17 protein-coding genes are annotated in these 22,718 nt (G+C 70.7%); 6 read left to right on the top strand and 11 right to left on the bottom strand.

Going from position 1 to position 22,718, the window contains the following annotated elements; all coding sequences use genetic code 11:
- Positions 1–153 precede the first annotated feature (153 nt).
- Positions 154–1,635 (bottom strand): non-reducing end alpha-L-arabinofuranosidase family hydrolase, encoded by a 1,482-nt coding sequence (locus ACH4TV_RS38340; protein WP_398405942.1) that lies wholly within the window; start codon positions 1,633–1,635, stop codon positions 154–156.
- 659 nt (positions 1,636–2,294) lie between these two features.
- On the opposite strand from ACH4TV_RS38340, the gene ACH4TV_RS38345 reads away from it, so the two are divergent.
- Together ACH4TV_RS38345 and ACH4TV_RS38350 are read left to right on the top strand one after the other, a co-directional pair.
- Positions 2,295–3,725, top strand: a complete 1,431-nt coding sequence (locus tag ACH4TV_RS38345; protein WP_398405943.1) for an endo-1,4-beta-xylanase — start codon at positions 2,295–2,297, stop codon at positions 3,723–3,725.
- A 31-nt stretch (positions 3,726–3,756) separates the two neighbouring features.
- The gene (locus ACH4TV_RS38350; RefSeq protein WP_398405944.1) at positions 3,757–5,133 is read left to right on the top strand and encodes an RICIN domain-containing protein; all 1,377 of its coding nucleotides are present in this window, start codon (positions 3,757–3,759) and stop codon (positions 5,131–5,133) included.
- Between the two features lie 173 nt (positions 5,134–5,306).
- On the opposite strand, the gene ACH4TV_RS38355 is transcribed toward ACH4TV_RS38350, so the two are convergent.
- The 5 genes from ACH4TV_RS38355 to xylB form a co-directional block, all read right to left on the bottom strand.
- Positions 5,307–6,830, bottom strand: coding sequence for an aldehyde dehydrogenase family protein (locus tag ACH4TV_RS38355; protein ID WP_398405945.1), 1,524 nt, complete (start codon positions 6,828–6,830; stop codon positions 5,307–5,309).
- A gap of 237 nt (positions 6,831–7,067) precedes the next feature.
- Complete coding sequence (locus ACH4TV_RS38360) at positions 7,068–8,390, bottom strand: GAF domain-containing protein (RefSeq protein WP_398405946.1); 1,323 nt, start codon at positions 8,388–8,390, stop codon at positions 7,068–7,070.
- Positions 8,391–8,460: 70 nt separating this feature from the next.
- On the bottom strand, positions 8,461–9,060 hold the full coding sequence (locus ACH4TV_RS38365) for an N-acetylmuramoyl-L-alanine amidase (protein ID WP_398405947.1): 600 nt from the start codon (positions 9,058–9,060) through the stop codon (positions 8,461–8,463).
- Positions 9,061–9,367: 307 nt separating this feature from the next.
- Positions 9,368–10,576, bottom strand: a complete 1,209-nt coding sequence (locus ACH4TV_RS38370; protein ID WP_398405948.1) for an ROK family protein — start codon at positions 10,574–10,576, stop codon at positions 9,368–9,370.
- An 83-nt stretch (positions 10,577–10,659) separates the two neighbouring features.
- The gene (gene xylB, locus ACH4TV_RS38375; protein ID WP_398405949.1) at positions 10,660–12,105 is read right to left on the bottom strand and encodes a xylulokinase; all 1,446 of its coding nucleotides are present in this window, start codon (positions 12,103–12,105) and stop codon (positions 10,660–10,662) included.
- A 188-nt stretch (positions 12,106–12,293) separates the two neighbouring features.
- On the opposite strand from xylB, the gene xylA reads away from it, so the two are divergent.
- Positions 12,294–13,460, top strand: coding sequence for a xylose isomerase (gene xylA, locus ACH4TV_RS38380; protein WP_398405950.1), 1,167 nt, complete (start codon positions 12,294–12,296; stop codon positions 13,458–13,460).
- 508 nt (positions 13,461–13,968) lie between these two features.
- Positions 13,969–14,562: a hypothetical protein gene (locus ACH4TV_RS38385; protein WP_398405951.1), complete on the top strand. Its 594-nt coding sequence runs from the start codon at positions 13,969–13,971 to the stop codon at positions 14,560–14,562.
- Between the two features lie 104 nt (positions 14,563–14,666).
- On the opposite strand, the gene ACH4TV_RS38390 is transcribed toward ACH4TV_RS38385, so the two are convergent.
- Both ACH4TV_RS38390 and ACH4TV_RS38395 read right to left on the bottom strand, forming a co-directional pair.
- Positions 14,667–15,992 carry an SWF or SNF family helicase gene (locus ACH4TV_RS38390; protein ID WP_398405952.1) on the bottom strand — a complete coding sequence of 442 codons (1,326 nt, stop codon included), beginning with the start codon at positions 15,990–15,992 and terminating at the stop codon, positions 14,667–14,669.
- The gene (locus ACH4TV_RS38395) at positions 15,989–18,868 is read right to left on the bottom strand and encodes a DEAD/DEAH box helicase (RefSeq protein WP_398405953.1); all 2,880 of its coding nucleotides are present in this window, start codon (positions 18,866–18,868) and stop codon (positions 15,989–15,991) included. Before ACH4TV_RS38395 ends, ACH4TV_RS38390 begins: the two co-directional genes overlap by 4 nt.
- 248 nt (positions 18,869–19,116) lie before the next feature.
- Here ACH4TV_RS38395 and ACH4TV_RS38400 point away from each other — a divergent pair, with 248 nt between their 5' ends.
- Positions 19,117–20,172, top strand: coding sequence for a fatty acid desaturase family protein (locus ACH4TV_RS38400; RefSeq protein ID WP_398405954.1), 1,056 nt, complete (start codon positions 19,117–19,119; stop codon positions 20,170–20,172).
- A gap of 106 nt (positions 20,173–20,278) precedes the next feature.
- Positions 20,279–20,464 (top strand): hypothetical protein, encoded by a 186-nt coding sequence (locus ACH4TV_RS38405; protein WP_398405955.1) that lies wholly within the window; start codon positions 20,279–20,281, stop codon positions 20,462–20,464.
- A 173-nt stretch (positions 20,465–20,637) separates the two neighbouring features.
- Here the strand turns inward: ACH4TV_RS38405 and ACH4TV_RS38410 are convergent, their stop codons facing one another.
- The 3 genes from ACH4TV_RS38410 to ACH4TV_RS38420 form a co-directional block, all read right to left on the bottom strand.
- Positions 20,638–21,537 carry a hypothetical protein gene (locus ACH4TV_RS38410; RefSeq protein ID WP_398405956.1) on the bottom strand — a complete coding sequence of 300 codons (900 nt, stop codon included), beginning with the start codon at positions 21,535–21,537 and terminating at the stop codon, positions 20,638–20,640.
- A 138-nt stretch (positions 21,538–21,675) separates the two neighbouring features.
- A complete protein-coding gene (locus ACH4TV_RS38415) occupies positions 21,676–21,972 on the bottom strand; it encodes a hypothetical protein (protein WP_398405957.1) in 297 nt (98 codons plus the stop codon).
- A gap of 96 nt (positions 21,973–22,068) precedes the next feature.
- Entirely contained in the window at positions 22,069–22,677 is a 609-nt protein-coding gene (locus tag ACH4TV_RS38420) for a class I SAM-dependent methyltransferase (protein ID WP_398405958.1), read from the bottom strand.
- Positions 22,678–22,718 lie beyond the last annotated feature (41 nt).

Consider the following 22,718-nt stretch of genomic DNA (forward strand, 5'->3'; position numbering starts at 1 on the left):
CTCCCCGCGGCGGGGGGGGGGGGGGGGGCGGCCCCCCCCCCGCCCGGGGGGGGGGGGGGGGGGGGGGGGGGGGGGGCGCCCGGGGGGGGCGCGCCCCGCCCCCCCCCCCCCCCCACGCCGGCTCCGCACGGGAGCCGGACCGGTGTCACGCCGTCAGCGCTGGAGTGTCAGCAGAGCCGGCCGGTAGGGCCAGTGGCCGTACTCGCCGCCGGAGTTGGGGCTGCGTCCCTGGTAGAGGAACTGCAGGTTGCAGGGATCGACGGTGAAGGTCTGATCGGCGCCGGTGCGGATCAGTTCGCCATGGCTGATGTCGTTGGTCCAGGTGGCGCCACTGTTGGCCTTGCCGGCGAAGGGGTTGCTCTCCGTCGCGGCCTGCGGTGTCCATGAGCCGTTCAGACCGGTGGCCGTGAACGAGCGGAAGTAGCGGCCCTGTGAGCCCCTCGCCTCGACGATCATGAGGTAGCGGTCCTGGCCCTGGAGCTTGTAGACCTGCGGGGCTTCGAACAGGTTGTCCGCCGTATCGCTCATGATCGTTGTGTAGGTCGAGCCGAAACTGCTCGGGAAGTTCCCGATCGGCATGCTGGCCCGGTAGATCTTGCCGTTGTCACCGGCGAAGAACAGATACATGTTCTGGCCGTCAGCGATGAGCGTCTGGTCGATGGGGCCGGTGCCGGAGCCGGTGATGCTTCCGGAGAAGAGCACCTGCTGTGCGGACCAGCCATTGGGGTTGGAGGGGTCGCTCGACGTCCGGTAGGAGAAGGCGCTCCCACCTCCCCACTGGTAGGCGAGCACCCAGATGTTCTTCGGCGCGAAGTAGAAGAGCGTGGGCGCCACGACGGAGTTCGACATCGTGTTCTGGCTGGCCGAGGCCATCTCCGGCCAGTTGCTGAACAGGCCGAAGTTCATCGAACCCCAGCCCACTCCCGTTCCCGCGGCGCCGTGCGTCGTCGCATAGACGAGATGCCTGCCGTTGTAGGGGACGACGGTGAAGTCCTTGAGCGAGGCCCAGCCGGCCTTGGGCTGCGCCAGCGTGCCCGTAGACGTCCAGCGGTAGGTCGACGGGAGATTGCACGAGCCGGGGGGATTGCCGCCGCCGACCTTGACGAGCTGCCACTGCTGGTTGGTGCCGCCCCAGTCGTCGTACTGGACGATGTTCGCGTTGTCGGCGGTGGAGCCGCCTTGCACTTCGAGGGCCTTGTTGCTGTGGCGCGCGATGAACCTCACGTAGCCGTCCGAGCTGTCGGCCAGCCGCCACTGCTGGTTGGTGCTGTTCACGTCGGTCCGCTGGACGATCGCGCCGCCGTTGGCGGTGGACCCGTTGTTGACGTCCAGCACCTTGCCGGAGTGGCGGGATTTTATGCGGTAGTTACCGCCGCCGGAGTCGACGAACTGCCACTGCTGCTGGTTCTGGTCGTTCCTGGTCCACTGGGTGATGCGGGCGCCGTCGTTGGTCGCCAGGTTGTAGACGTCCAGGGCCTTGCCGCTGTTGCGGTTGACCAGCACGTACGAGGCGTTGGGGTCGACGGTTGCCGCGTCGGCGGGCTGGGCACCGAGGAAGGTGGCCACGAGCAGCAAGGGCGCAAGGACGGCGAGCAAGCGTCTTGGGCGAACCAGGGACGGATGGCCAAACCACATCAGAAGGCCTCCTTGGGGGCGGAGTGGGGTGACGCCGATGAACCGCGGAGCGGCCGTATCGGGGGCAGAGACAGCCTCGAAACATTCGAAGACCTCTCCGAACCTTTGACGCCACAAGCTAAGAATGTGGGGCCCTCTGGTCAAGGTCTGTCGCCGATCTGTCCACAAACAGTTCCTCCCAGCACTCCGGAATTTCGCGATACGGCTCACCATTCCAAGAGCTCACGTGGGGAAGGGGAGTTCAGCAAGCGACATCGGCCGCTCGTCGAGTGTTCGAAAGATTCGGGCGACAAGCAGAAACTTTCTCTGTGGTGAGTATTGACGATTCACCGTCAATCCCTCAATCTCCCTCTCTGAGTGACCGACCGTAGTTCGAGATTCCGAACTACGTCGCCCTGAGTAGCTGCGCTGTGGCTGAGCCGCGATGGAGTACGCCCATGCCTGTGTCGAAACACTGCCGCCATCCGCCGTACGTCACCCGATGGCCGGCCGGGTGCCGTCCGTGCCGGTTGAGATCGTCCCGGTCCCATGACCGCGGTGTCCGGTGATTCCGTGCTGCCCGGGTTCCGGCGCACCCCGGTCCGTCTGCCGCGTGGGAGCGGACGACGCGTTCCCCTGCGCTTCAGTCCTTCCGTGATTTCTACCTTGGAGGCACAGCCATGGGCTCGTATGCCCTTCCCAGCCCCGTTATCCGCCGGAAGATCCGCGGCCTGCTGCTGGCGCTGGTCGTCGGCGTCCTCGGCATGGTCGCCGCACTGGTCGCGCCGCCGCCCGCACAGGCCGCCGAGGCCACACTCGGCGCCGCGGCGGCGCAGAGCGGCCGCTACTTCGGCACCGCCATCGCCTCGGGCAGGCTGGGCGACTCGGCGTACACGACGATCGCGGGCCGTGAGTTCAACTCGGTGACGGCCGAGAACGAGATGAAGATCGACGCCACCGAACCGCAGCGGGGCCAGTTCAACTTCACCGCCGCTGACCGCGTCTACAACTGGGCGGTGCAGAACGGCAAACAGGTGCGCGGCCACACCCTGGCCTGGCACTCCCAGCAGCCCGGCTGGATGCAGAGCCTCAGCGGAAGCACGCTGCGCCAGGCGATGATCGGCCACATCAACGGCGTGATGGCCCACTACAAGGGCAAGATCGCCCAGTGGGACGTCGTGAACGAGGCCTTCGACGACGGCAGTTCGGGAGCCCGGCGCGACTCCAACCTGCAACGCACGGGCAACGACTGGATCGAGGTCGCCTTCCGCACCGCGCGCGCCGCCGACCCGGCCGCCAAGCTCTGCTACAACGACTACAACGTCGAGAACTGGACCTGGGCCAAAACCCAGGCCATGTACGCCATGGTCCGGGACTTCAAGCAGCGCGGCGTGCCGATCGACTGCGTCGGCTTCCAGTCGCACTTCAACAGCGGCAGCCCCTACAACAGCAACTTCCGCACGACCCTGCAGAACTTCGCCGCCCTCGGCGTCGACGTGGCCATCACCGAACTCGACATCCAGGGCGCCTCGGCCACGACCTTCGCCAACGTGACCAACGACTGCCTGGCCGTCCCGCGCTGCCTCGGCATCACCGTCTGGGGAGTGCGCGACAGCGACTCCTGGCGACCGGGGGACACACCGCTGCTCTTCAACAACAACGGCAGCAAGAAGCCCGCCTACACCGCCGTCCTCAACGCACTCAACGGCGGCTCCACCACGCCCCCTTCGGATTCCGGACCGATCAAGGGCGTCGGGTCGGGCCGCTGCCTGGACGTGCCCAGCAGCAGTACCACCGACGGCACCCAGCTCCAACTGTGGGACTGCAACAACGGCACCAACCAGCAGTGGACGTACACCGCCGCCGGTGAGCTCAGGGTCTACGGCAACAAGTGCCTGGACGCCGGCGGCACCGGCAACGGCACCAAAGTCCAGATCTACGGCTGCTGGGGCGGCGACAACCAGAAATGGCGCCTCAACTCCGACGGATCCGTCGTCGGCGTCCAGTCCGGCCTCTGCCTCGACGCCGTCGCAAGCGGCACCGCCAACGGCACCCTGATCCAGCTCTACTCCTGCTCGAACGGCAGCAACCAACGCTGGACCCGCACCTGATGGGACCTGCCACAGAGGAAAGGGTGAATCGATGAAGACCTACGGTGCGGCTTCCCCCGCCCCGCCACGGAGACATCGCTGGTGGTCCCGGGTCGCCGCCGTGGTGGCGACGACCCTCGCGACCGGCATGCTCGCCGCGGTGAATCCGTCGCCCGCCGAGGCGGCGACGGTGGACACCAATGCCTGGTACGTCCTGGTCAATCGCAACAGCGGCAAGGCGCTGGACGTCTCTGACGCGGCCACCGCCGACGGAGCCCGGGTCAGCCAGCGGACGCGCAGCGACGGAACCAACCAGCAGTGGCAGTTCGTGGACTCCGGTGGCGGCTTCTACCGCCTCAAGGCCCGGCATTCGGACAAGGTTCTCGACGTGGCCGGCGCCTCGACCGCGGACGGTGCCGCGATCCAGCAGTGGGCCGACCACAACGGGGCCAACCAGCAGTTCCGCCTGGCCGACTCCGACGGGGGCCACGTCCGGCTGATCAACCGCACCAGCAGCAAGGCGGTGGAGGTGCAGGGCGCCTCCACCGCCGACGGCGGCAACGTCGTCCAGTACTCCGACTGGGCCGGCGCCAACCAGCAATGGCAGATGGTCAAGCTCTCGTCCGGTGGCGGTGGTGGCGGCGCATGCGGCAGCGCCCCGGCTCTGGCGAGCGGTACGCACACAATTCAGAGCGGCGGCAAGAGCCGCAGCTTCATCCTCAGGGTTCCCGCCAACTACGACAACAGCCGCCCCTACCGGCTGATCTTCGCCTTCCACTGGCGGGGCGGAACCGCCGGCGACGTCGCCTCGGGCGGCACGAGCGGGAACGCCTGGTCCTACTACGGCCAGCAGGAACAGTCGAACAACGGCGCGATCCTCGTCGCCCCCCAGGGCCTCGGTAACGGCTGGGCCAATGCGGGCGGTGAGGACATCACCTTCGTCGACGACATGATCCGGCGAATCGAGAGCGGTCTCTGTGTCAACCCGGCACAGCGCTTCGCCACGGGATTCAGCTGGGGCGGCGGCATGAGCTACGCACTCGCATGCAGCCGGGCGAACGTCTTCAGGGCCGTCGCGGCCATCTCCGGCGCTCAGATCAGCGGGTGCAGCGGCGGCACCCAGCCCATCGCCTACTTCGGAATCCACGGCGTCAGCGACTCCGTCCTCAACATCGGCCAAGGACGGTCTTTGCGCGACAGATTCGTCAGCAACAACGGCTGCACTTCACAGAGCCCGCGCGAGCCGGCCTCGGGCAGCCGAACGCACATCACCACCACCTACTCGGGCTGCCGTGCCGGATACCCGGTCCAATGGGCCGCGTTCGACGGCGGCCACATACCCGGTCCGGTCGACGGCTCCTCCGGCGAAAGCGGCGTCACCACCTGGACCAAGGCAGAGATCTGGAGGTTCTTCGCACAGTTCCAGTGACACGCCCGCACCACGGGTGGAGCCAGGATGATCCTGGCTCCACTCCGTCGATGTCTGTCCCAAACAGAAGGACGGAGGGCCTTTCCAGGAGAGCTCCCACGCCTTCGGACTGGTCATGGCTGGCGAACAGGCCGTGGGAGAAGTGGCGTTCGGCCCATCGTCTTGAGCCGACTCTAGAAGAAGCCGAGTTTCTTCGGACTGTATGAAACAAGAAGGTTCTTCGTCTGCTGGTAGTGCTCCAGCATCATCTTGTGCGTCTCACGGCCGATCCCGGACTGCTTGTACCCGCCGAACGCCGCGTGCGCCGGATACGCGTGGTAGCAGTTCGTCCACACCCGGCCCGCCTGGATCGCGCGGCCCGCCCGGTAGGCGGTGTTCATGTCCCGGGTCCACACGCCCGCGCCGAGGCCGTACAGCGTGTCGTTGGCGATCTTGATCGCGTCGTCGAAGCCGTCGAACGACGTCACCGACACCACCGGGCCGAAGATCTCCTCCTGGAAGATCCGCATCCGGTTGTCGCCCTCGAAGATGGTCGGCTGGACGTAGTAACCGCCCTTCAACTCGCCGTCGTACTCGACGCGTTCGCCACCCGTGAGGATCCTGGCCCCCTCCTGCCGGCCGATGTCCAGGTAGGAGAGGATCTTCTCCAGCTGGTCGTTGGAGGCCTGGGCGCCGATCATCGTGTCGGTGTCGAGGGGATGACCGGGCTTGATCAGCTCGGTGCGGGCCACCGCCGCCTGGAGGAAGTCGGCGTAGTTGCCGCGCTGGATCAGCGCCCGCGACGGACAGGTGCACACCTCGCCCGAGTTGAGCGCGAACATGGTGAAGCCTTCGAGTGCCTTGTCGCGGAAGTCGTCGTCCGCCGCCCACACGTCGTCGAAGAAGATGTTCGGTGACTTGCCGCCCAGCTCCAGAGTGACCGGCTTGATGTTCTCCGAGGCGTACTGCATGATCAGCCGCCCCGTCGTGGTTTCACCCGTGAACGCCACCTTCGCCACGCGCGCGCTGGACGCGAGCGGTTTGCCCGCCTCCACCCCGAAGCCGTTGACGATGTTCACGACGCCCGCCGGCAGCAGGTCCGCGATCAGGCTCATCCAGTAGTGGATGGACGCCGGCGTCTGCTCGGCGGGCTTGATCACGACCGCGTTGCCGGCCGCGAGAGCCGGCGCGAGCTTCCAGACCGCCATCAGGATGGGGAAGTTCCACGGGATGATCTGCGCGACCACACCGAGCGGCTCATGGAAGTGGTACGCCACCGTGTCGTCGTCGAGCTCGCCGAGCGAACCTTCCTGCGCCCGGATGGCGCCCGCGAAGTAGCGGAAGTGGTCAATGGCGAGTGGGATGTCGGCGGCGAGCGTCTCCCGGACCGGCTTGCCGTTCTCCCAGCTCTCGGCGACCGCCAGCGCTTCGAGGTTCGCCTCCATCCGGTCGGCGATCTTCAGCAGGATGTCGGACCGCTGGGTCACGGACGTACGGCCCCACGCGGGCGCCGCCGCGTGCGCCGCGTCGAGCGCCCGTTCCACATCCTCGGCCGTGCCCCGCGCGATCTCCGTGAACGGCTGCCCATTCACCGGACTCGGGTTCTCGAAGTACTGCCCCAGGGCCGGCGGCACGTACTCGCCGCCGATGAAGTGGTCGTAGCGCGCCTCGTAGGAGACGATCGCGCCGTCGGTACCGGGCGCCGCGTAACGGGTCATGCTGGCCTGCCTCCCTGAGCCGAGCCGCCCGCCGTTGGACAGCTCTCGCCGCGAGGCTAGAAGCGGCGAGGTTGCAGGCAGGTTGCGCGCGCGTCCTGGTGGTGCGGTGCGCCCAGGGCCCCGCACGGGCGGGTGATGCGTGATGCGTACGAGGGTGCCGCCGCGTGGGCCGACATGTGACGGACGCCCGCGTGAGCCAGGAGATCTGCACCTCCAGCACCGGGCCCCGGTATTCCGTCAGCGCCGGACGGCCTGCCGGGCCCACCCTCGTGGCGCCGCCTGCTCCGACTCCAGCTCGTTCATGCGGGCCCGCACGGCCGCCGTCGGTCGTATCGCCGCGAGCGCACGCCACACATCGAGGTCGTCCTCGCCCCACGGCGCGTGGGCCCAGTCGGCCAGCAGGTCAGGATCCCGGCGGGCGACGAGCGCGGTGCGCAGACCGTCGGCGAGCCTGCGCCGCAGCCGCGCCACCGCCGGTGCCCGCGAACCGGGCAGCAGCGGACCGGCGTACGTCCGCACCGCCGTCGTGACTGCACCGGTCTCCAGCGCGCGCTCCACGACACCGATGTCCGACTCGACCGGAACCGTCAGCCGGTACGGGCGCGACGCCAGCAGCCCGGGGGCCAGGATGCGGCGCAGCCTGGCCAGTTCGGCGCGCAGCGTCACCGGTGTCACGGACTCGTCCTCGTACAGCGCGCACAGCAGTTCGTCGCCGGTCAGCCCTTCCGGGTGCCGGGCCAGCAGGACGACGATCTCGCTGTGCCGGCGACTGAGCCGCAACTTCCGCCCTGCGGCGAGCAGTTGAGCCTCGTCGCGCCCCAGTGCGGTCAGTTCGAGCGCGTCCGCGGCCGGCCGGGCCGGGGTGAGCAGTGCCAGCTGGGACTCGGCGGCTCGCGCCACCGCCTGCACGAAGCCGAGACTGTGCGGATGCGCGAGCCCGTCCCTGCCGGTGATGTCCACGGCACCGAGCATCCGTCCCGTGCGCGGATCGTGCACCGGAGCCGCCGCACACGTCCACGGCTGTACCTGCCGGCTGAAGTGCTCGGCCGCGAAGACCTGTACCGGCCGGTCCACGGCGACCGCCGTACCCGGCGCGTTCGTACCGACCGCCGACTCCGCCCAGCGCGCACCCGGTACGAAGTTGATCCGCCCCGCCTGCCGTCTGGCCGCCGGATGGCCCTCGACCCACAGGAGCCTGCCCTGCGCGTCGCAGACCGCGAGCAGGTGCTCGCCGTCGGCGGCGAAGGTCCCCATGAGCTCGCGGAACAGGGGCATCACCCGGGCCAGCGGATGTTCCGCACGGTAGGCACCCAGGTCACCGTCCATCAGATCCACGCTTGCCGTGCCGTCCGGCCCCACCCCCGCCAGGGCGGAACGCCTCCACGAGTCCGCCACAACAGCACGGACCGGCCGCGTCACCGTGCCCGCCTCGGTGAACGTCTCGTGCGCGCGACGCAGCACCCGTACTCGCTCGACGGGGTCGGTCCCCGGTTCCAGGGCCACCCATGGATCGGTCAACTCGGCCTCCCCGGAAGGTGATGCGGCTGCGGTCGGTGCCATCGTCACTCGGTGGATGGGCGCGGACAACCGTTTCGACGGGGTCGGTCGAATGACGGCACGACGGCTTCGCTCAGGCGGCGTTGACGAGCCGTATGTAGCGCGTCCAGTCCCAGTTCGGTCCGGGGTCCGTGTGATCGGTACCGGGTATCTCGTTGTGCCCGATGATGTGCGCACGGTCCTTCGGGATGCCGTACCGCGTGCAGATCGTGGCGGTGAGTTTCGCCGACTCCTCGTACATGACGTCCGTGAAATAGCCGGGCTGGTCGACCCACCCTTCGTGTTCGATGCCGATGCTGCGCAGGTTGTGGTCCCAGTCGCCCGCGTGCCAGGCGATGTCGTGCTCACGTACGCACTGCGCCGTGTGTCCGTCGTCCGACCGCACGACGTAGTGGGCGGACACCTTCTTCCGCGGGTGCTGGAAGACGGCCAGGGTGTTGGAGTAGGAGGTCTGCGTGACGTGGATGACGACCAGGTCGGGGGTCTGGGTCACCGGGCGGTCGGACACCGTGTAGTTGGCGGAGGTCGCCGGCTCCCAGGTGGCGAGCGGGTAGTCGAGGGACCGGGGTTGGGCGCCGACCTGGGGAGCGGGGAGCAGGGCGTAGGGGCCGACGGCGAGCGCGGCGCCCTTCAACAGCCGCCGTCTACTGGGGAACGACCTGGTCCGCGCCATCCGTGAGGGGCCTTTCGACAGGGGAGTGGTTGCAGGTACTGGTTGAGGGACGCACCGGTGTGCCAAGGGGGTTGCAGGGCCTGAGAGACGGTCGGGTCAGCGCTGGAGTGCCATCGCTGTCTCGCGCAACCAGGCGTGCGGCACATCGGGACGGCTGTGCTCGCGTGGATCACGGTACGGCGATCGGTGGTTCGGCAGGACGAGCGGGCAGTTTTCGGTGGATGACCGCGTGATTGTGGATAACTCGGCCACCCGGACGGGTGACGGCGATGAGTTGCAGGGCGGTTCGAAGCCTTGGTCGGGCCGCTCAGCCTCGCTCCGCCACGGCCCCCGGATCGTCCAGCACCGCTCGCACCACCGAGTGCGCGGCGCCCAGCAGCGGCCCCTCCGGCCCCAGCCGCGACACCGACACCGCGCAGGCGGGTCCCGCCGTACGCCGGGCCAGTTCGGCCTCCAACGACGGCAGCAGCCACGGCGCGAGCCCGGACAGCGCACCGCCCAGTACGACCGTCTCGGGGTCCAGCAGATTGACCGCCCCGGTCAGCGCGATACCGAGTGCCGTGCCGGCCGCGTGCAGGGCCCGCCGTACGTCCGTGTCGCCCCGGGCGGCGCGTTCCGCGAGCAGCCCGACGCGGTCCTCGCCCGGCTCGCCGCCCGCCGCCCGCAGGACGGCCTCCGCACCCGCGTACTGCTCCAGGCACCCGCGACCGCCGCAGGCGCACCGGGGCCCCTCCGGCCACACCGGCACATGCCCCAACTCGCCCGCGAAACCCCGCGTTCCGCGCAGCAGCCGTCCGTCCACGACCACCGCCGCGCCGATGCCGATCTCGGCCGACACATGTAGGAAGTCGGACGGAGTGCCGTCTCCGAGCCAGAGTTCCGCCAGCGCACCGAGGTTGGCCTCGTTGTCCACGGTCAGCGGGAGACCGGCGGGCAGCAGGGCGCCGAGATCCGTGTCGTGCCAGTCGAGGTTGGGAGCGCGGACCACCGTGCGCGCGTCGCGGGCCACGAGACCCGGCACGGCGACCGCGAGGCCGGCCGGCCACAGCCCCTCGCGCTCCGCCGCGCTGATCACCCCGTGCACCAGCTCGGTCAGTTCCTCGATCACCGGTTCGGGGGACCGCCCGCGGTTGTCGCCGTGGCGCACGGCGCGCGCCCGCACCCCGCCCCGCAGATCGACCGCGCAGACCGCGAGATGGTCGACACCGACCTCCGCGCCGATCCCGGCCGGACCACGCCCGCTCACGGCGAGCGCCGATCCGGGCCGCCCCACCCGGCCGGGCCGCTCGGGGCCCAGCTCTTCGAGCAGCCCCGAGCGGATCAGCTCGTCCACGAGCGTCGACACCGCCGCCCGGGTCAGCCCGATACGCGAGGCGACCGCGGCACGGGAGAGCGGCCCCTCGGCGTTGACGGTGTGCATCACCCGGGCGAGGTTGCGGCGCCGCATGCCCTGCTGGGTGTCGGGCAGCCGGGCGCCCGAACCGGGCGGACGGGCCTCGTGCAGCGGTGCGGTCATGCCTCCGTCAGTCCTCTGTGGGTGTCCGGCGATCGGTGTCGGTCGGTTCGGCTCCGTCGATTCGCGTCCGTCCGGCGGGACCGTCAGCCGGCGTCCGGCCCCCGCTCCAGCAGCGGCGATGCGTCGGAGAGTACCCCGGCGATCCTGTCGAGCGTCGCCCCGTCGCGCTCCACCGCGTCCAGGACCGGCCCGCGTGCCGTGTCCCAGCGGCGGGCCACCGCGGCCGGATCCTCACCGGTCAGCAGCGCCGCCGCCTGTGCCGCCGCGCCGAGCGCGACCAGTTCCTTGGCCTCTGGCACCTGTACGGGACGCCCGGACAGCCTGCGTACGGTCTGCTGCCAGGCCGTGCCGCGTGCGCCACCGCCGATCAGCAGGAGCGGCGCCGAGCGGTCCGCGTCGGCGTCGAGCACCAGATCGAGGGCGCCGAGCAGTGAGTGCACGGCACCGTCGTACGCGGCCTGGAGGATCTGTCCGCCGGTCGTGTCGTGCCGCAGCCCGTGCAGCAGCCCCGAGGCGCCCGGCAGGTTCGGAGTGCGCTCGCCGTCCAGGTAGGGCAGGAGCGTGACGCTCGTACCGGGTTCGACGCCCTCCCGGTCCAGGCCGAGCAGGGCGGCGACGCGGTCGACGGCGAGCGTGCAGTTGAGGGTGCAGGCCAGCGGCAGCCAGTCTCCGCGTGCGTCGGCGAAGCCCGCGACGGTGCCGGTCGGGTCGGCGGGCCGGTGCGTCGAGACCGCGTACACCGTGCCCGACGTGCCGAGGCTCAGTACCGCGGTGCCGGGGCGCAGGCCGAGTCCGAGCGCGGCGGCGGCGTTGTCGCCGGTGCCCGCGGCGACCAGGGTGCCCTTGGAGAAGGGCAGGTCATGGCTGTCGCGGACGGTCCCGGCCACCTCGCCCGGCCGGACCACCCGGGGCAGCAGCGCGGGGTCGAGCCCCACGTGCGCGAGCACCTCCGCGTCGTACGCCTCCGTCCCGGACGCCCACCAGCCCGTACCGGAGACATCGCCGCGGTCGGTGGTGCCCTGGCCCGTGAGGCGCTCGGTGAGGTAGTCGTGGGGGAGCCGTACGGCCTTGGTGGCGCGAATCGCCTCCGGCTCGTGCTCCGCCAGCCAGGCCCATTTGCTGACGGTAAAGGAGGCGCCCGGCACGCTTCCGGCGCGCTCCGCCCATGCCTTCGGGCCGCCCAGTTCCTCGACCAGCCGGCGGGCCTGCGGCGCCGAGCGCACGTCGTTCCACAGCAGCGCCGGACGGACCGGCTCGCCCTGGGCGTCCAGCGTGACGAGGCCGTGCTGCTGGCCGCCGATCGATACCGCGGCGGCCTCGCGGGCCGCGTCACCGCATTGGCTCAGCGCCTCGCACAGGGCGTTCCACCACTCCCGCGGGTCGCTCTCGCGGCCCGCCCCCGTGGTGACGGTGTGCGGTGTCTGGCCGCTGGCCACGACCTGACCGGTGGCCGCGTCGACGACCAGCGCCTTGGTGGACTGGGTCGACGTGTCCACGCCGACGACGAGCGGACCCTCGGCTGCTGACATCGGGCTCTCCCTCTTCCGCGGCTTCGCGGGATCTGGCCTGGTGTTTTCCGGGCTGTGACCGGGTCGCGAGGACCCGTTCCCACCCTCAGTCTCTGTTCAGGGACACGTTGTCTCTTCCCAGAGATGCTTCCGCATACTAATTTGTAAACCGCCATGACGAAATAGTCGGAGCAGCAAGGAGCCGCGGCATGAACTACCAGCCCACCCCCGAGGACAGGTTCACCTTCGGCCTGTGGACCGTCGGCTGGCAGGGACGGGACCCGTTCGGCGACGCCACCCGCCGTGCCCTCGACCCGGTCGAGACGGTGCAGCGCCTGTCCGAGCTCGGCGCCCACGGAGTGACCTTCCACGACGACGACCTGATCCCCTTCGGGTCCTCGGACAGTGAGCGCGAGTCCCACATCAAGCGCTTCCGTGAGGCCCTCGACGCGACCGGCATGAAGGTGCCGATGGCCACCACCAACCTCTTCACGCACCCCGTCTTCAAGGACGGCGCGTTCACCGCCAACGACCGCGACGTGCGCCGCTACGCGCTGCGCAAGACGATCCGCAACATCGACCTCGCGGTCGAGCTCGGTGCGGAGACCTACGTCGCCTGGGGCGGCCGCGAGGGCGCCGAGTCCGGTGCCGCCAAGGACGTACGCGTCGCCCTCGACCGCATGAAGGAGGCCTTCGACCTTCTCGGCGAGTACGTGATCTCCCAGGGCTACGACCTGAAGTTCGCGATCGAGCCCAAGCCGAACGAGCCGCGCGGCGACATCCTGCTGCCGACCGTCGGCCACGCCCTGGCCTTCATCGAGCGCCTGGAGCGCCCGGAGATGTACGGCGTCAACCCCGAGGTCGGCCACGAGCAGATGGCCGGGCTGAACTTCCCGCACGGCATCGCCCAGGCGCTGTGGGCCGGCAAGCTCTTCCATATCGACCTCAACGGCCAGTCCGGCATCAAGTACGACCAGGACCTGCGCTTCGGCGCCGGTGACCTGCGTTCCGCCTTCTGGCTGGTCGACCTCCTGGAGACCGCCGGCTACGCGGGCCCGAAGCACTTCGACTTCAAACCCCCGCGGACCGAGGACCTCGACGGCGTGTGGGCGTCGGCCGCCGGCTGCATGCGCAACTACCTCATCCTGAAGGAGCGTGCGGCCGCCTTCCGCGCAGACCCGGAGGTCCAGGCCGCCCTGCGTGCCTCCCGTCTGGACGAGCTGGCGCAGCCGACGGCGGCGGACGGTCTGAAGGGCCTGCTCGCGGACCGTTCGGCGTTCGAGGGCTTCGACGTGGACGCGACGGCCGCGCGCGGGATGGCCTTCGAGCAGCTCGACCAGCTGGCCATGGACCATCTGCTGGGGGCGCGCGGCTGAGTCGCGCGCGGGGACACCCATCTTCGATGGGTGTCCCCGAACCACTGACGTATACAGCTGTGCTCCAGTTGATCCCCTGCGACCGGTCCTCGCACGGATTGCTCCGGAATCGTGCGGTCCATGGCATGAGCCCGTATCAACTTCCGCGTGGGGGTCGCGTGCCGACCGGTTCGCGGCGAGTCTTGACGGTATGGCCATGCCGCCCGTACCGCCTCAGCCGCCCGGGCCGCCGGGGGACACTCCGCCTGCGGGCGGTGGCTTCGGACCACCTCCCGCAGGCTTCGGCCCACCCCCTGGGGGAGGCTACGGGAACGGGGGTTACGGCCCTCCTCACGAAGGCAACGGCAGCGGAGGCTACGGACCTCCTCCGGGAGGCAGCGGACCGCCTTCGCAGGGTGGCGGCGGCTGGCAGCCGCCCGAACCGCCCGGTGGCCAGGGCGGACACCGAGGTCCTGGCAGGCGTCCGAGCCCGCTGTTCATCCTGATCGCCGCGATCGTCGCTGTCGGCGTGGTCGTCGCCGTGGTGCTGATGGTCTCCGGAGGCGATGGCACCCCGGACAAGAGCCCGCCCGAGAGCAGCAAGAGCTCGAGCGGCAGCCCCGAACCGTCGTTCAGCCTCCCGACCGAACTGCCCAGCAAGCTGCCCACGTTGCCGACCAAATTCCCCACCGAGCTTCCGACCGAGTTCCCCTCCGACCTGCCGAGCGAGTTCCCGAGCGACCTGGAGTCGCTCATTCCGCTGGCCGGCGACGAAGTGCCCTACTACATGCTGCGCACCGGCGACTGCTTCGACACCGATGACGCCCGCCCGGGGCAGGCCGCGAAGCGCTCGTGCGGCGATCCGCACGACGCCGAGGTCGTGAAAGTGGCCGAACTGGAAGGCCGTTACGCGACCGACGCCGCCCTGAAGAAGGCCGCCTCCGCCCTGTGCCGGCCGGCCCTGGAACGTGAGGCGGCCGACCAGCCCGCAGGCACCGTGAGCGGCAGCCTGGTGCAGTACCCGGACACCGCGGGCTACCGGTTGGGCATCGACAACGTCGCGTGCAGCCTGGCCGCCGGCGTCGGCTCCGACACCCGGAAACTCACCACACCCCTGGCCTGACCTTCCGGCAGATCGCGGTCCACGCGTGCGTGCCTCTCGATCGACCGGTTCGCGCGTCCCTGCGGCCACTGCGGGAGCGCCGCCCCGGACTCGCTTCCCGGCTCCTAGGGAGACTCCTCAGCGGCCGCGTGCTCCATCGCGGCCAACGCGGTCGCCGGGTCCTGAGCGGCGGGCCCGGCGGACACCCAACGGCCGCTCTGCTTCCGGTACGGCCACCAGCGACCGTCACGCCCCAGGCGCAGCTGGCTGCCCGCGTCGACCACCGTCCACCGGTTGCGCGCCGCCCGCAGCGCCGGCCGTTCGTCCTCGTCCCAGGCCGCGTCGAGCGCGGCACGCGCCCGTGCGAGCACTTCGCCCTCGACCGTCCATTCCTCCTCCAGCACCGACAGCGCCGCGCTACCGCCGTGCCGCCAGGCACGGACAGCCGACGCCAACTGCTCCCGGCTACGGCCCGACCCCTCCGCGAGCCGCTCCGAAACGGCCCCCGAAGGGCTGCCCGCGGCCAGTCGGACCGCGTCCTGCGCGACCGTCGCCTCCGCCTCGACCGGACGCTGCTCATGACCGGTCCCGAGCGCCTCGGCAAGCAGCCGGTGCGCCTCTACGGCCGTCCGCGCGGCCAGGAACTCCAGCGCGGCCGGGTCCACCCCGGGCGCGGGCAGTGCCTCGGTGTCCAGGGCCGGGGGTATCCCGGGCGCTTCGGGCAGCCGGGGCGGGGCCGGCAGCGCCGGGAGAATGTCCCCGGCCGCGTACGCCTCCGCCGCGTCCACGCCCTCGGGCTCGGCGGCGGCGCCGGCAGCGGCGTCATCGGGTATGGCGCTGCGGTTCTGCACCTCGTCCAGCAGGGCGCGTTCGCCGCGCCCCCGCATCAGCAGCAGGACGAACGGATCCTGGTCCAGCAGTCGTGCCACCTGGTAGCAGAGAGCGGCCGTATGACCGCAGTGGTCCCAGGCGCCGCAGTCGCACTCCGGCTCCAGATCGCCCAGGCCGGGCAGGAGCTCGACTCCGGCGGCCGCGGAGTCCTCCACCAGGTGAGGCGGCATGTCCCGGTCGAGCAGCGCCGCGATGTGACCTGCCCGCTCGACGGCCATGTCCAGGAAACGGTCCCACTGTTCGTCGGACAGCTCCTGCAACAGGACGTCGGAGCGGTGCGTGGTGCGGTCGCGGTCCTGGACGACCGCGGTGATGCGTCCCGGGCGCACCGACACGGCGCCCACGGCGCCCGCGCGCGCGAGCCGACGGCCCGCCCGTACCTGTTCGGTGTCCAGCGCCGCGTCCTCCAGCGACTTCAGCCAGGCCCGCCCCCACCACGTCTCCGCGAAAGCACGCCCGGGCGGGGGCGGCAGCGCCGCGAAGGTGCGCTCCAGTTCACTGCCGGACGCGTCACCCTCGTACGCATCGCCGTCGTACTCGTCACCATTGCGCTGATTCATCGCGCGCCCCCTCGCAGTCGCACCAGGTCGCCCAGCTCGGCGTCCGTCAGTTCCGTGAGCGCGGCCTCGCCGGCGCCGAGCACCGAGTCGGCCAGCGCCCGCTTGCGGTTCAGCATCTCGGCGATGCGGTCCTCGATCGTGCCCTCCGCGATCAGCCGGTGCACCTGCACGGGGCGGTTCTGGCCGATGCGGTACGCGCGGTCCGTGGCCTGGGCCTCGACCGCGGGGTTCCACCAGCGGTCGTAGTGCACGACGTGCTCCGCCCTGGTCAGGTTCAGGCCCGTTCCCGCGGCCTTCAACGACAGCAGGAAGACGGGAACTTCGCCGTCCTGGAAGCGCTCCACCATCGCCTCGCGCTGTGCGACGGGTGTGCCGCCGTGGAGGAACTGCGTGGGCACTCCGCGTGCCGCCAGATGCCGTTCCAGGAGCCGCGCCATCTGCACGTACTGGGTGAAGACCAGAACGCTCGCTCCCTCGGAGAGGATGGTGTCGAGCAGTTCGTCCAGCAGTTCCAGCTTTCCGGAGCGTCCCGCGATCTTCGGCCGGTCCTCCTTGAGGAACTGCGCGGGATGGTTGCAGATCTGCTTCAGGCCGGTCAGCAGCTTCACGATCAGCCCGCGCCGGGCCATGCTGTCGGCGCCGGAGATCTCCGCCAGCGTCTCCCGCACCACGGCCTCGTACAGCCCTGTCTGTTCCTTGGTGAGCGAGACGGCGCGGTCGGTCTCCGTCTTCGGCGGCAGCTCGGGAGCGATGCCCGGGTCGGACTTTCGCCGCCGCAGCAGGAACGGACGGACGAGCCGGGCCAGACGCTCCGCGGCGGCCGGGTCCTGGCCGCCCTCCACGGACTGCGCGTACCGCGAGCGGAAGGTGCCGAGCCGGCCCAGCAGCCCCGGCGTCGTCCAGTCGAGGATCGCCCACAGCTCCGACAGGTTGTTCTCCACGGGGGTACCGGTGAGCGCCACGCGCGCGCGTGCGCCGATGGAACGCAGTTCCCGTGCCGTCTCCGAGTAGGGGTTCTTGACGTGCTGTGCCTCGTCCGCCACGACCATGCCCCACGGCACCCCGGCCAGCCGCTGCGCGTCCAGACGCATCGTGCCGTACGTGGTGAGCACGAACTCGCCGTCCGCCAGGGCCTCCAGGCTGCGCCTCGATCCGTGGAAGCGGCGTACGGGCGTACCGGGCGCGAACCGTTCGATCTCGCGCTGCCAGTTGCCCATCAGGGATGTCGGGCAGACGACGAGCGTGGGCCCCGCCGCCGACGGGTCGGACTGCCGGTGCAGATGCAGCGCGATCAGCGTGATCGTCTTACCGAGGCCCATGTCGTCGGCCAGACAGCACCCGAGCCCCAGCGACGTCATCCGCGCGAGCCAGTTCAGGCCTCGCAGCTGGTAGTCCCGCAGCGTGGCGGCGAGAGCGGCCGGCTGACCGACCGGGTCCTGCGCCTCCGGGTCCGAGACGCGGTCCCGCAGGGCCGCCAGCCACCCGGTGGGCTGCACTTCGACCTGGCGCCCGTCGACCTCCGTGGAGCCCGTCAGGGCGGCGCTGAGGGCGTCGACGGGCGTGACCTTGCGGTCCTGCTGCGCCTGCGCGCGGCGAACCTCCTGAGGGTCGACGAGGACCCACTGGTCGCGCAGCCGCACCATGGGCCGATTCGCCTCGGCGAGCCGGTCCAGCTCCTCCCGAGTGAGCTGCTGGTCGCCCAGTGCGAACCACCAGTTGAAGGCGAGCAGCGCGTCGGCGGACAGGAACGACGGGGTGTCCGACGTGACCTTCCCGGGGCCCGTGCCGTCGTCCGGCGGGCCGTCAGTCTGCGGGCCGACGACCGCGCGGGCCGTCAGCGTGCGTGCCAGTTCCCTGGGCCAGTGGACCTCGACGCCGGCGGCCGAGAGGACGCGGGCGCCTTCCCCGAGCAGCTCGGTGACCTCTTCGTCGGCCAGTTCGAGGGCGTCCGGTACGGCCGCCGAGAGCAGGGGCATGAGCGGCGCCCAGGCGCGGCCCGCGCGGCGCAGCGCGAGCAGAGCGTCCATCCGCGCGCGCGGGGCGAAGGCGCGGCCGGTGCTGCCGGTTCCCGCCCAGACCTCGGCCGCGTCCGCGACGAGCCCGGGTTCGCTCACACTGTGCACCTGAAGCACGGCCCGGAACCGCAGGGCCGCCTCGTCCGGCCCGGCCGACGCCAGCCCCGGTACCTCGACGCGGAGCGAGATCCGTACGCCCGCGTCGTGCCCGGCGGCGACCTCGGCGGCCCACGCGCGCTGCTCCGGCACATGCTGCGGGTCCCGCGCCGCGTAGGCGGGCCCGCCCGTGGCGAGCGCGGCGGCGGGGGAGCGGGGCAGCGCGTCGGCCACCGCGTCCAGGAAGGCGCGCAGCAGCCGTTCCGGGTCGGGCAGCCGCGGCGGTTCGGTGCCCTCCAATGGCACCGCGTGCGCCTCCGGAGGCATCGCGGCGGCGAGTTCACGGACGCGCTCCACGTCCGGCTCGCTCAGCGGACCGGCTCGCCAGGCGTCGTGGTCCTTGGCGGAGAGGCCGGGCAACAGCAGCCCGCGTGCGGCGAGTTGAAGGGCGAGAACGGCCGCGGTGCCCCAGAAGGCCGTCGCCCGGTGGCACGCGGGGGCCGCACGCGCGCGCGTGAGGACCGGCAACGCCGTACGCACCGGGAGCAGGACGGCGGTCACCCGTACCGGCTCGACACCGCTCTGGCCCGGCAGAACCACGGTGAGCTCGTCGACGGTCCCGGATGTGACGGTGGGCGGCGCGTCGCCGTCCGGCTGCCAGAAGGCGACACCGCTGGTGCGGGCCGGATCGGCGGGCACGAACACGGCGCAGCAGCGGGCCAGTTCGGAGATCTCGGACGGTGTTGCCGCGGGAATCCTCTGCACAGCGATGGCCGCATTCCTCAAATTTGACTACTGGGGTCCGGGTCGCCGAGGGTACAGCATCCCGATGGCCGACCCGGCATGCCCGAGTCGTGACCCGGGTCACCTTGTCGAGGGGTGTCATCAACCCCCTTTCCGGGGCGGGGATTTCCCCCGCACGAACACGGGTGGTGGCGCCATGGTCGCCAGGGGTGACCGCTTCGTACGTTTCCTCAGGTCAGCCCGATCCCCAGAAGAGCCGGAGACAGACCATGCCCCAGACCGCCGCCGCCCTCGCCGCAGAACCTCCGGGGATCCCTGTCGCGCAGCCCGGCGGCAGCGAGTTCGCGCCTCTTCTGCGCACCATCAAGGGCCAAGGGCTTCTGGAACGGCGGTACAGCTGGTACACCCTCGGCATCGCCGGCAACATGCTCGCCCTGGCCGCCGTCGTCACCGGCATCGTGCTGATCGGCAGCTCCTGGTGGGCGCTGCTCCTCGCCCCGCCACTCGCCGTGTTCTGCGCCCGCACAGCCTTCATAGGCCACGACGCGGGCCATACCCAGATCACCGGCAACAAGGCCGTGAGCCGCGTGATCGGTCTGGTGCACGCCGATCTGCTGCTGGGGATGAGCTATTCCTGGTGGATCGACAAGCACAACCGTCACCACGCCAACCCCAACCACGTCGACAAGGACCCCGACGTCGTCGCCGACGTCCTGGTCTTCACCGGTGAGCAGGCACGCCATCGGTCCGGCTTCCGGCGTTGGCTCACCCGCAATCAGGCCTGGCTCTTCTTTCCGCTCACCCTCCTCGAAGGCATCGCCCTGAAGATCTCCGGCTTCAGGGACCTGCGCCGGCAGGCGCCCCGGGAACGAGCGGTGGAAGCCCTGCTCCTGGTGACCCACGTCGTCGCGTACGCGACGCTGCTGCTGACCTCCCTCTCGCTCGGGCAGGCACTCGCCTTCGCCGCCCTCCACCAGGCTCTGTTCGGCCTCCACCTGGGCATGGCCTTCGCGCCCAACCACAAGGGCATGGAGATGCCCGACCCCGACGGCGAACGCTGGGGTCATCTGCGTCGCCAGGTGCTCACCTCGCGCAACGTCCGTGGCAGCGCCCTGACGGACTGGTTCCTCGGCGGCCTCAACTACCAGGTCGAACACCACCTCTTCCCGAGCATGCCGCGCCCCCATCTGCGGCTGGCCCAGCCGACAGTGCGCGCCTACTGCCGTCAGATGGGTATTCCCTATACGGAGACAGGGCTCGTCGACTCGTACCGGCAGGCTCTGCGGCACATGTACGAGGTGGGAGAGCCCCTCAGGGGCGAGTAGGGGTCGCATCTCAGGGACGTCTCAGGGTCGCGGTCCGGAACCGTGGGAAGCGTGAACCCGTTTCTCAGAGCAGAGAGCGGCAGTGGCCGCGAAGGAGGCGACACTCATGTCGAGGAACGCGAAGATCGCCGCAGGGGGCGTGGCAGCCGGGATCCTCCTGTGGATCTGGTTGCCCTGGTGGGCCGCGCTGCTGATAGTGCTGGGAGTCCCGGCAGCCGCATATCTCACGCTGGACCCCGCACAGCGGCGCAGGCTGCGCCGTGTCACACGGAAGAGGGAGATCGGCCGCTGAGGAGCCACCCGGTGTCGCGCACGACGCACGCCGACTGACGTCCCGCTCGGTCGGCGGGACGGCTCTGCCCGGCTCACGCTACGGCCGACGCCCCGCACGGCCCGCGAGACGACTGGCGCGCCGAACGCAGCCCGGAGCAGCAGGGCATCCGGGCGGCGTTCGGCGGGCGGGGTTCAGCTGGGGCGCACGGCCATCCTGTCGAGCGCTTCGAGGAGGCTGGGCAGCTCCGGGCCCCGGCCCACCGGCAGCACCTCGCCGGGTTCGTCGTCGAGGAGGACGAAGGCGATGTCGTCGGTCCTGGCCACCATCGACCAGCCCGGACCGTCGGCGCGCAGCGTCCGCGCGTCGCCCGGAGCGAAGGAGGAGCGGACGCGGCCCAGAGGCGGAGGCGTCTCCACGTACGCGCGTGCCTCCGCCAGGACGCGCCGGATGCCGGTTCGGGGTCGGTTCGCGGTGCCTTCGGCCCGGTCCGCCGTGCCCTCGCCCTGGTCGGCGGTGCCCGCAGTCCCGTCCGCCTCGGCCAGGTCCGGCCCGTCCTCGGGTGCCGGGGACCCGCCGCCCGACGGGGTGAAGTCGGCGTCACTGAGCTGCTCCCGCCAGGTCGCCCACCGGAGCGCGATCTCGTCGGCGCCGAGACGCCGCTGGGCCGGGCCCCACACTGCGGTGTCCGGCGGAGTGAGCGGCGGCCGGTCCGTGAACTCGGGGCCCGGGTCGTGCGGGGCGGGCACGTCAGGTGCCGATACGGCGACCGAGAGAGGCCAGCCGGGCAGGGCGGCAACGACCGTGTGCTCCTCCGGGGACAGGTCGTACTCCATTCCGCAGTCCCACGACGCGATCGCGACGGCGACCAGGGAGACGTCGTCGATGACCACCGTCCACCGTGCGCCGTCGCCGTCCTGGCCGAGCACCAGTCCGTACCCGTCGGCGAGAGGTGCGAGGTCGAGCGCCGCGCAGGCCTCCGGATAGTCGTCGCCCAGCACGCTCGGGAACTGCGCGGGCGTCAGCAGTATCGCCGTGAGCACATAGAGCGCGTCGTCCGCGGTCGCGACGGCCTCCTCGTCCGTCTCTGCCATCCCAGCCTCCCCATCGGTTCCGTCCATCGGCGCGCACCCTAATCCGAGCGGACGGCCGTTGTCACGACTTCCCACCCCGGTCGGAGCTGCTGCTTTCCTGCTGGACCGGAGCGAATCGACCGGATGTACCCACTTCGGTCACGCCACCGGCAGTCCGAGGAGTTCCCGGGCCACGGTCCGCGGCGACTCGTCGCGCTCCCTGGCCAGTGCGATGACGGCTCGGCAGGCCAGCTCGTTCACCCCGAACGACAGCGCCTCCGGGGACACCCAGGTCACCGCCTCGTCCATCTGGTCCTGGTCGTCCTCCGCACACGCCGATACGTACACGGCGGCGGCTTCGAAGAGATTGTGGGTGCGCTTCTTCTGACTCGGGCCCGCTTCCGTGCGCCAGGAACGGAGAAACCTGGTGAACGATTTCTGGAGTCCGCCGAACATGTGGACCACCTTCCCCCTGTGTGGTGCCCTGGTTGATCGTTCATCTGTTCATACCCAACGTAGGGTCGGAATTGCGGCGGCAGAAGAGGACCGACGTCAGGCCTGCCGGACAGCCAGCGCCAGAAACCGGGCGTCCTCGTCCGCGTACGACGTCAGGTGCCACCCGGAACCGGCCAGCAGCGGACCGAGGTTGGCTTCGGCGCGCAGGTCTTGTGGGGTGATCCGCCGACCCTGCCGGGCGGCCAGCGCGGCCCTGCCGATCGGATGGAACAGTGCCAGCGTGCCGCCGGGGCGCACCACGCGCGCGAGTTCCCGCAGATTGTCGGCGGGATGCGGCAGGTGTGCGATCAGGCCCGCGGCGAACACGGCGTCGAGCGACTCCGAACGCAGCGGAAGGCCGACCACGTCGGCGACCAGCAGCTGTCCGTCGAGGCCCCGTCCGGCCCGTACCGCGGCCTCCAGCATGGCCGGGGTCAGATCCGCTCCCAGGACCAGCCCTGAGGGCCCCACGGCCGCACGCAGCGGCGTGAGGGCCCGTCCGGTGCCGCAGCCGGCATCCAGCACACGGGCCCCCTCGCGCAGTCCGAGCGCGGCGACGGCCTCGGCGTAGGCGGGTCCGTCGTCGGGGAACCGGCTGTCCCAGTCGGCCGCGCGGGCGGTGAAGAAATCCTGGACGTGTGTGTGGTCGTCGCTCATGTTCCGCATGATCCCGCACTGACGAGAAGGACCCCAGGGCGCGCATGTTC

The organism is Streptomyces sp. NPDC020898 (assembly GCF_044333925.1).
Taxonomy (GTDB): Bacteria; Actinomycetota; Actinomycetes; order Streptomycetales; family Streptomycetaceae; genus Streptomyces.

What these genes read in the sequence shown, in the direction of transcription:
- ACH4TV_RS38400 (WP_398405954.1), top strand. Translation starts at nt 19,117, where the DNA reads ATGCCCCAGACCGCCGCCGCCCTCGCCGCAGAACCTCCGGGGATCCCT.
- ACH4TV_RS38420 (WP_398405958.1), bottom strand. Translation starts at nt 22,677, where the DNA reads ATGCGGAACATGAGCGACGACCACACACACGTCCAGGATTTCTTCACC.
- ACH4TV_RS38415 (WP_398405957.1), bottom strand. Translation starts at nt 21,972, where the DNA reads ATGTTCGGCGGACTCCAGAAATCGTTCACCAGGTTTCTCCGTTCCTGG.
- xylA (WP_398405950.1), top strand. Translation starts at nt 12,294, where the DNA reads ATGAACTACCAGCCCACCCCCGAGGACAGGTTCACCTTCGGCCTGTGG.
- ACH4TV_RS38410 (WP_398405956.1), bottom strand. Translation starts at nt 21,537, where the DNA reads ATGGCAGAGACGGACGAGGAGGCCGTCGCGACCGCGGACGACGCGCTC.
- ACH4TV_RS38345 (WP_398405943.1), top strand. Translation starts at nt 2,295, where the DNA reads ATGGGCTCGTATGCCCTTCCCAGCCCCGTTATCCGCCGGAAGATCCGC.
- ACH4TV_RS38390 (WP_398405952.1), bottom strand. Translation starts at nt 15,992, where the DNA reads ATGAATCAGCGCAATGGTGACGAGTACGACGGCGATGCGTACGAGGGT.
- ACH4TV_RS38370 (WP_398405948.1), bottom strand. Translation starts at nt 10,576, where the DNA reads ATGACCGCACCGCTGCACGAGGCCCGTCCGCCCGGTTCGGGCGCCCGG.
- ACH4TV_RS38355 (WP_398405945.1), bottom strand. Translation starts at nt 6,830, where the DNA reads ATGACCCGTTACGCGGCGCCCGGTACCGACGGCGCGATCGTCTCCTAC.
- ACH4TV_RS38350 (WP_398405944.1), top strand. Translation starts at nt 3,757, where the DNA reads ATGAAGACCTACGGTGCGGCTTCCCCCGCCCCGCCACGGAGACATCGC.
- xylB (WP_398405949.1), bottom strand. Translation starts at nt 12,105, where the DNA reads ATGTCAGCAGCCGAGGGTCCGCTCGTCGTCGGCGTGGACACGTCGACC.
- ACH4TV_RS38360 (WP_398405946.1), bottom strand. Translation starts at nt 8,390, where the DNA reads ATGGCACCGACCGCAGCCGCATCACCTTCCGGGGAGGCCGAGTTGACC.
- ACH4TV_RS38340 (WP_398405942.1), bottom strand. Translation starts at nt 1,635, where the DNA reads ATGTGGTTTGGCCATCCGTCCCTGGTTCGCCCAAGACGCTTGCTCGCC.
- ACH4TV_RS38405 (WP_398405955.1), top strand. Translation starts at nt 20,279, where the DNA reads ATGTCGAGGAACGCGAAGATCGCCGCAGGGGGCGTGGCAGCCGGGATC.
- ACH4TV_RS38365 (WP_398405947.1), bottom strand. Translation starts at nt 9,060, where the DNA reads ATGGCGCGGACCAGGTCGTTCCCCAGTAGACGGCGGCTGTTGAAGGGC.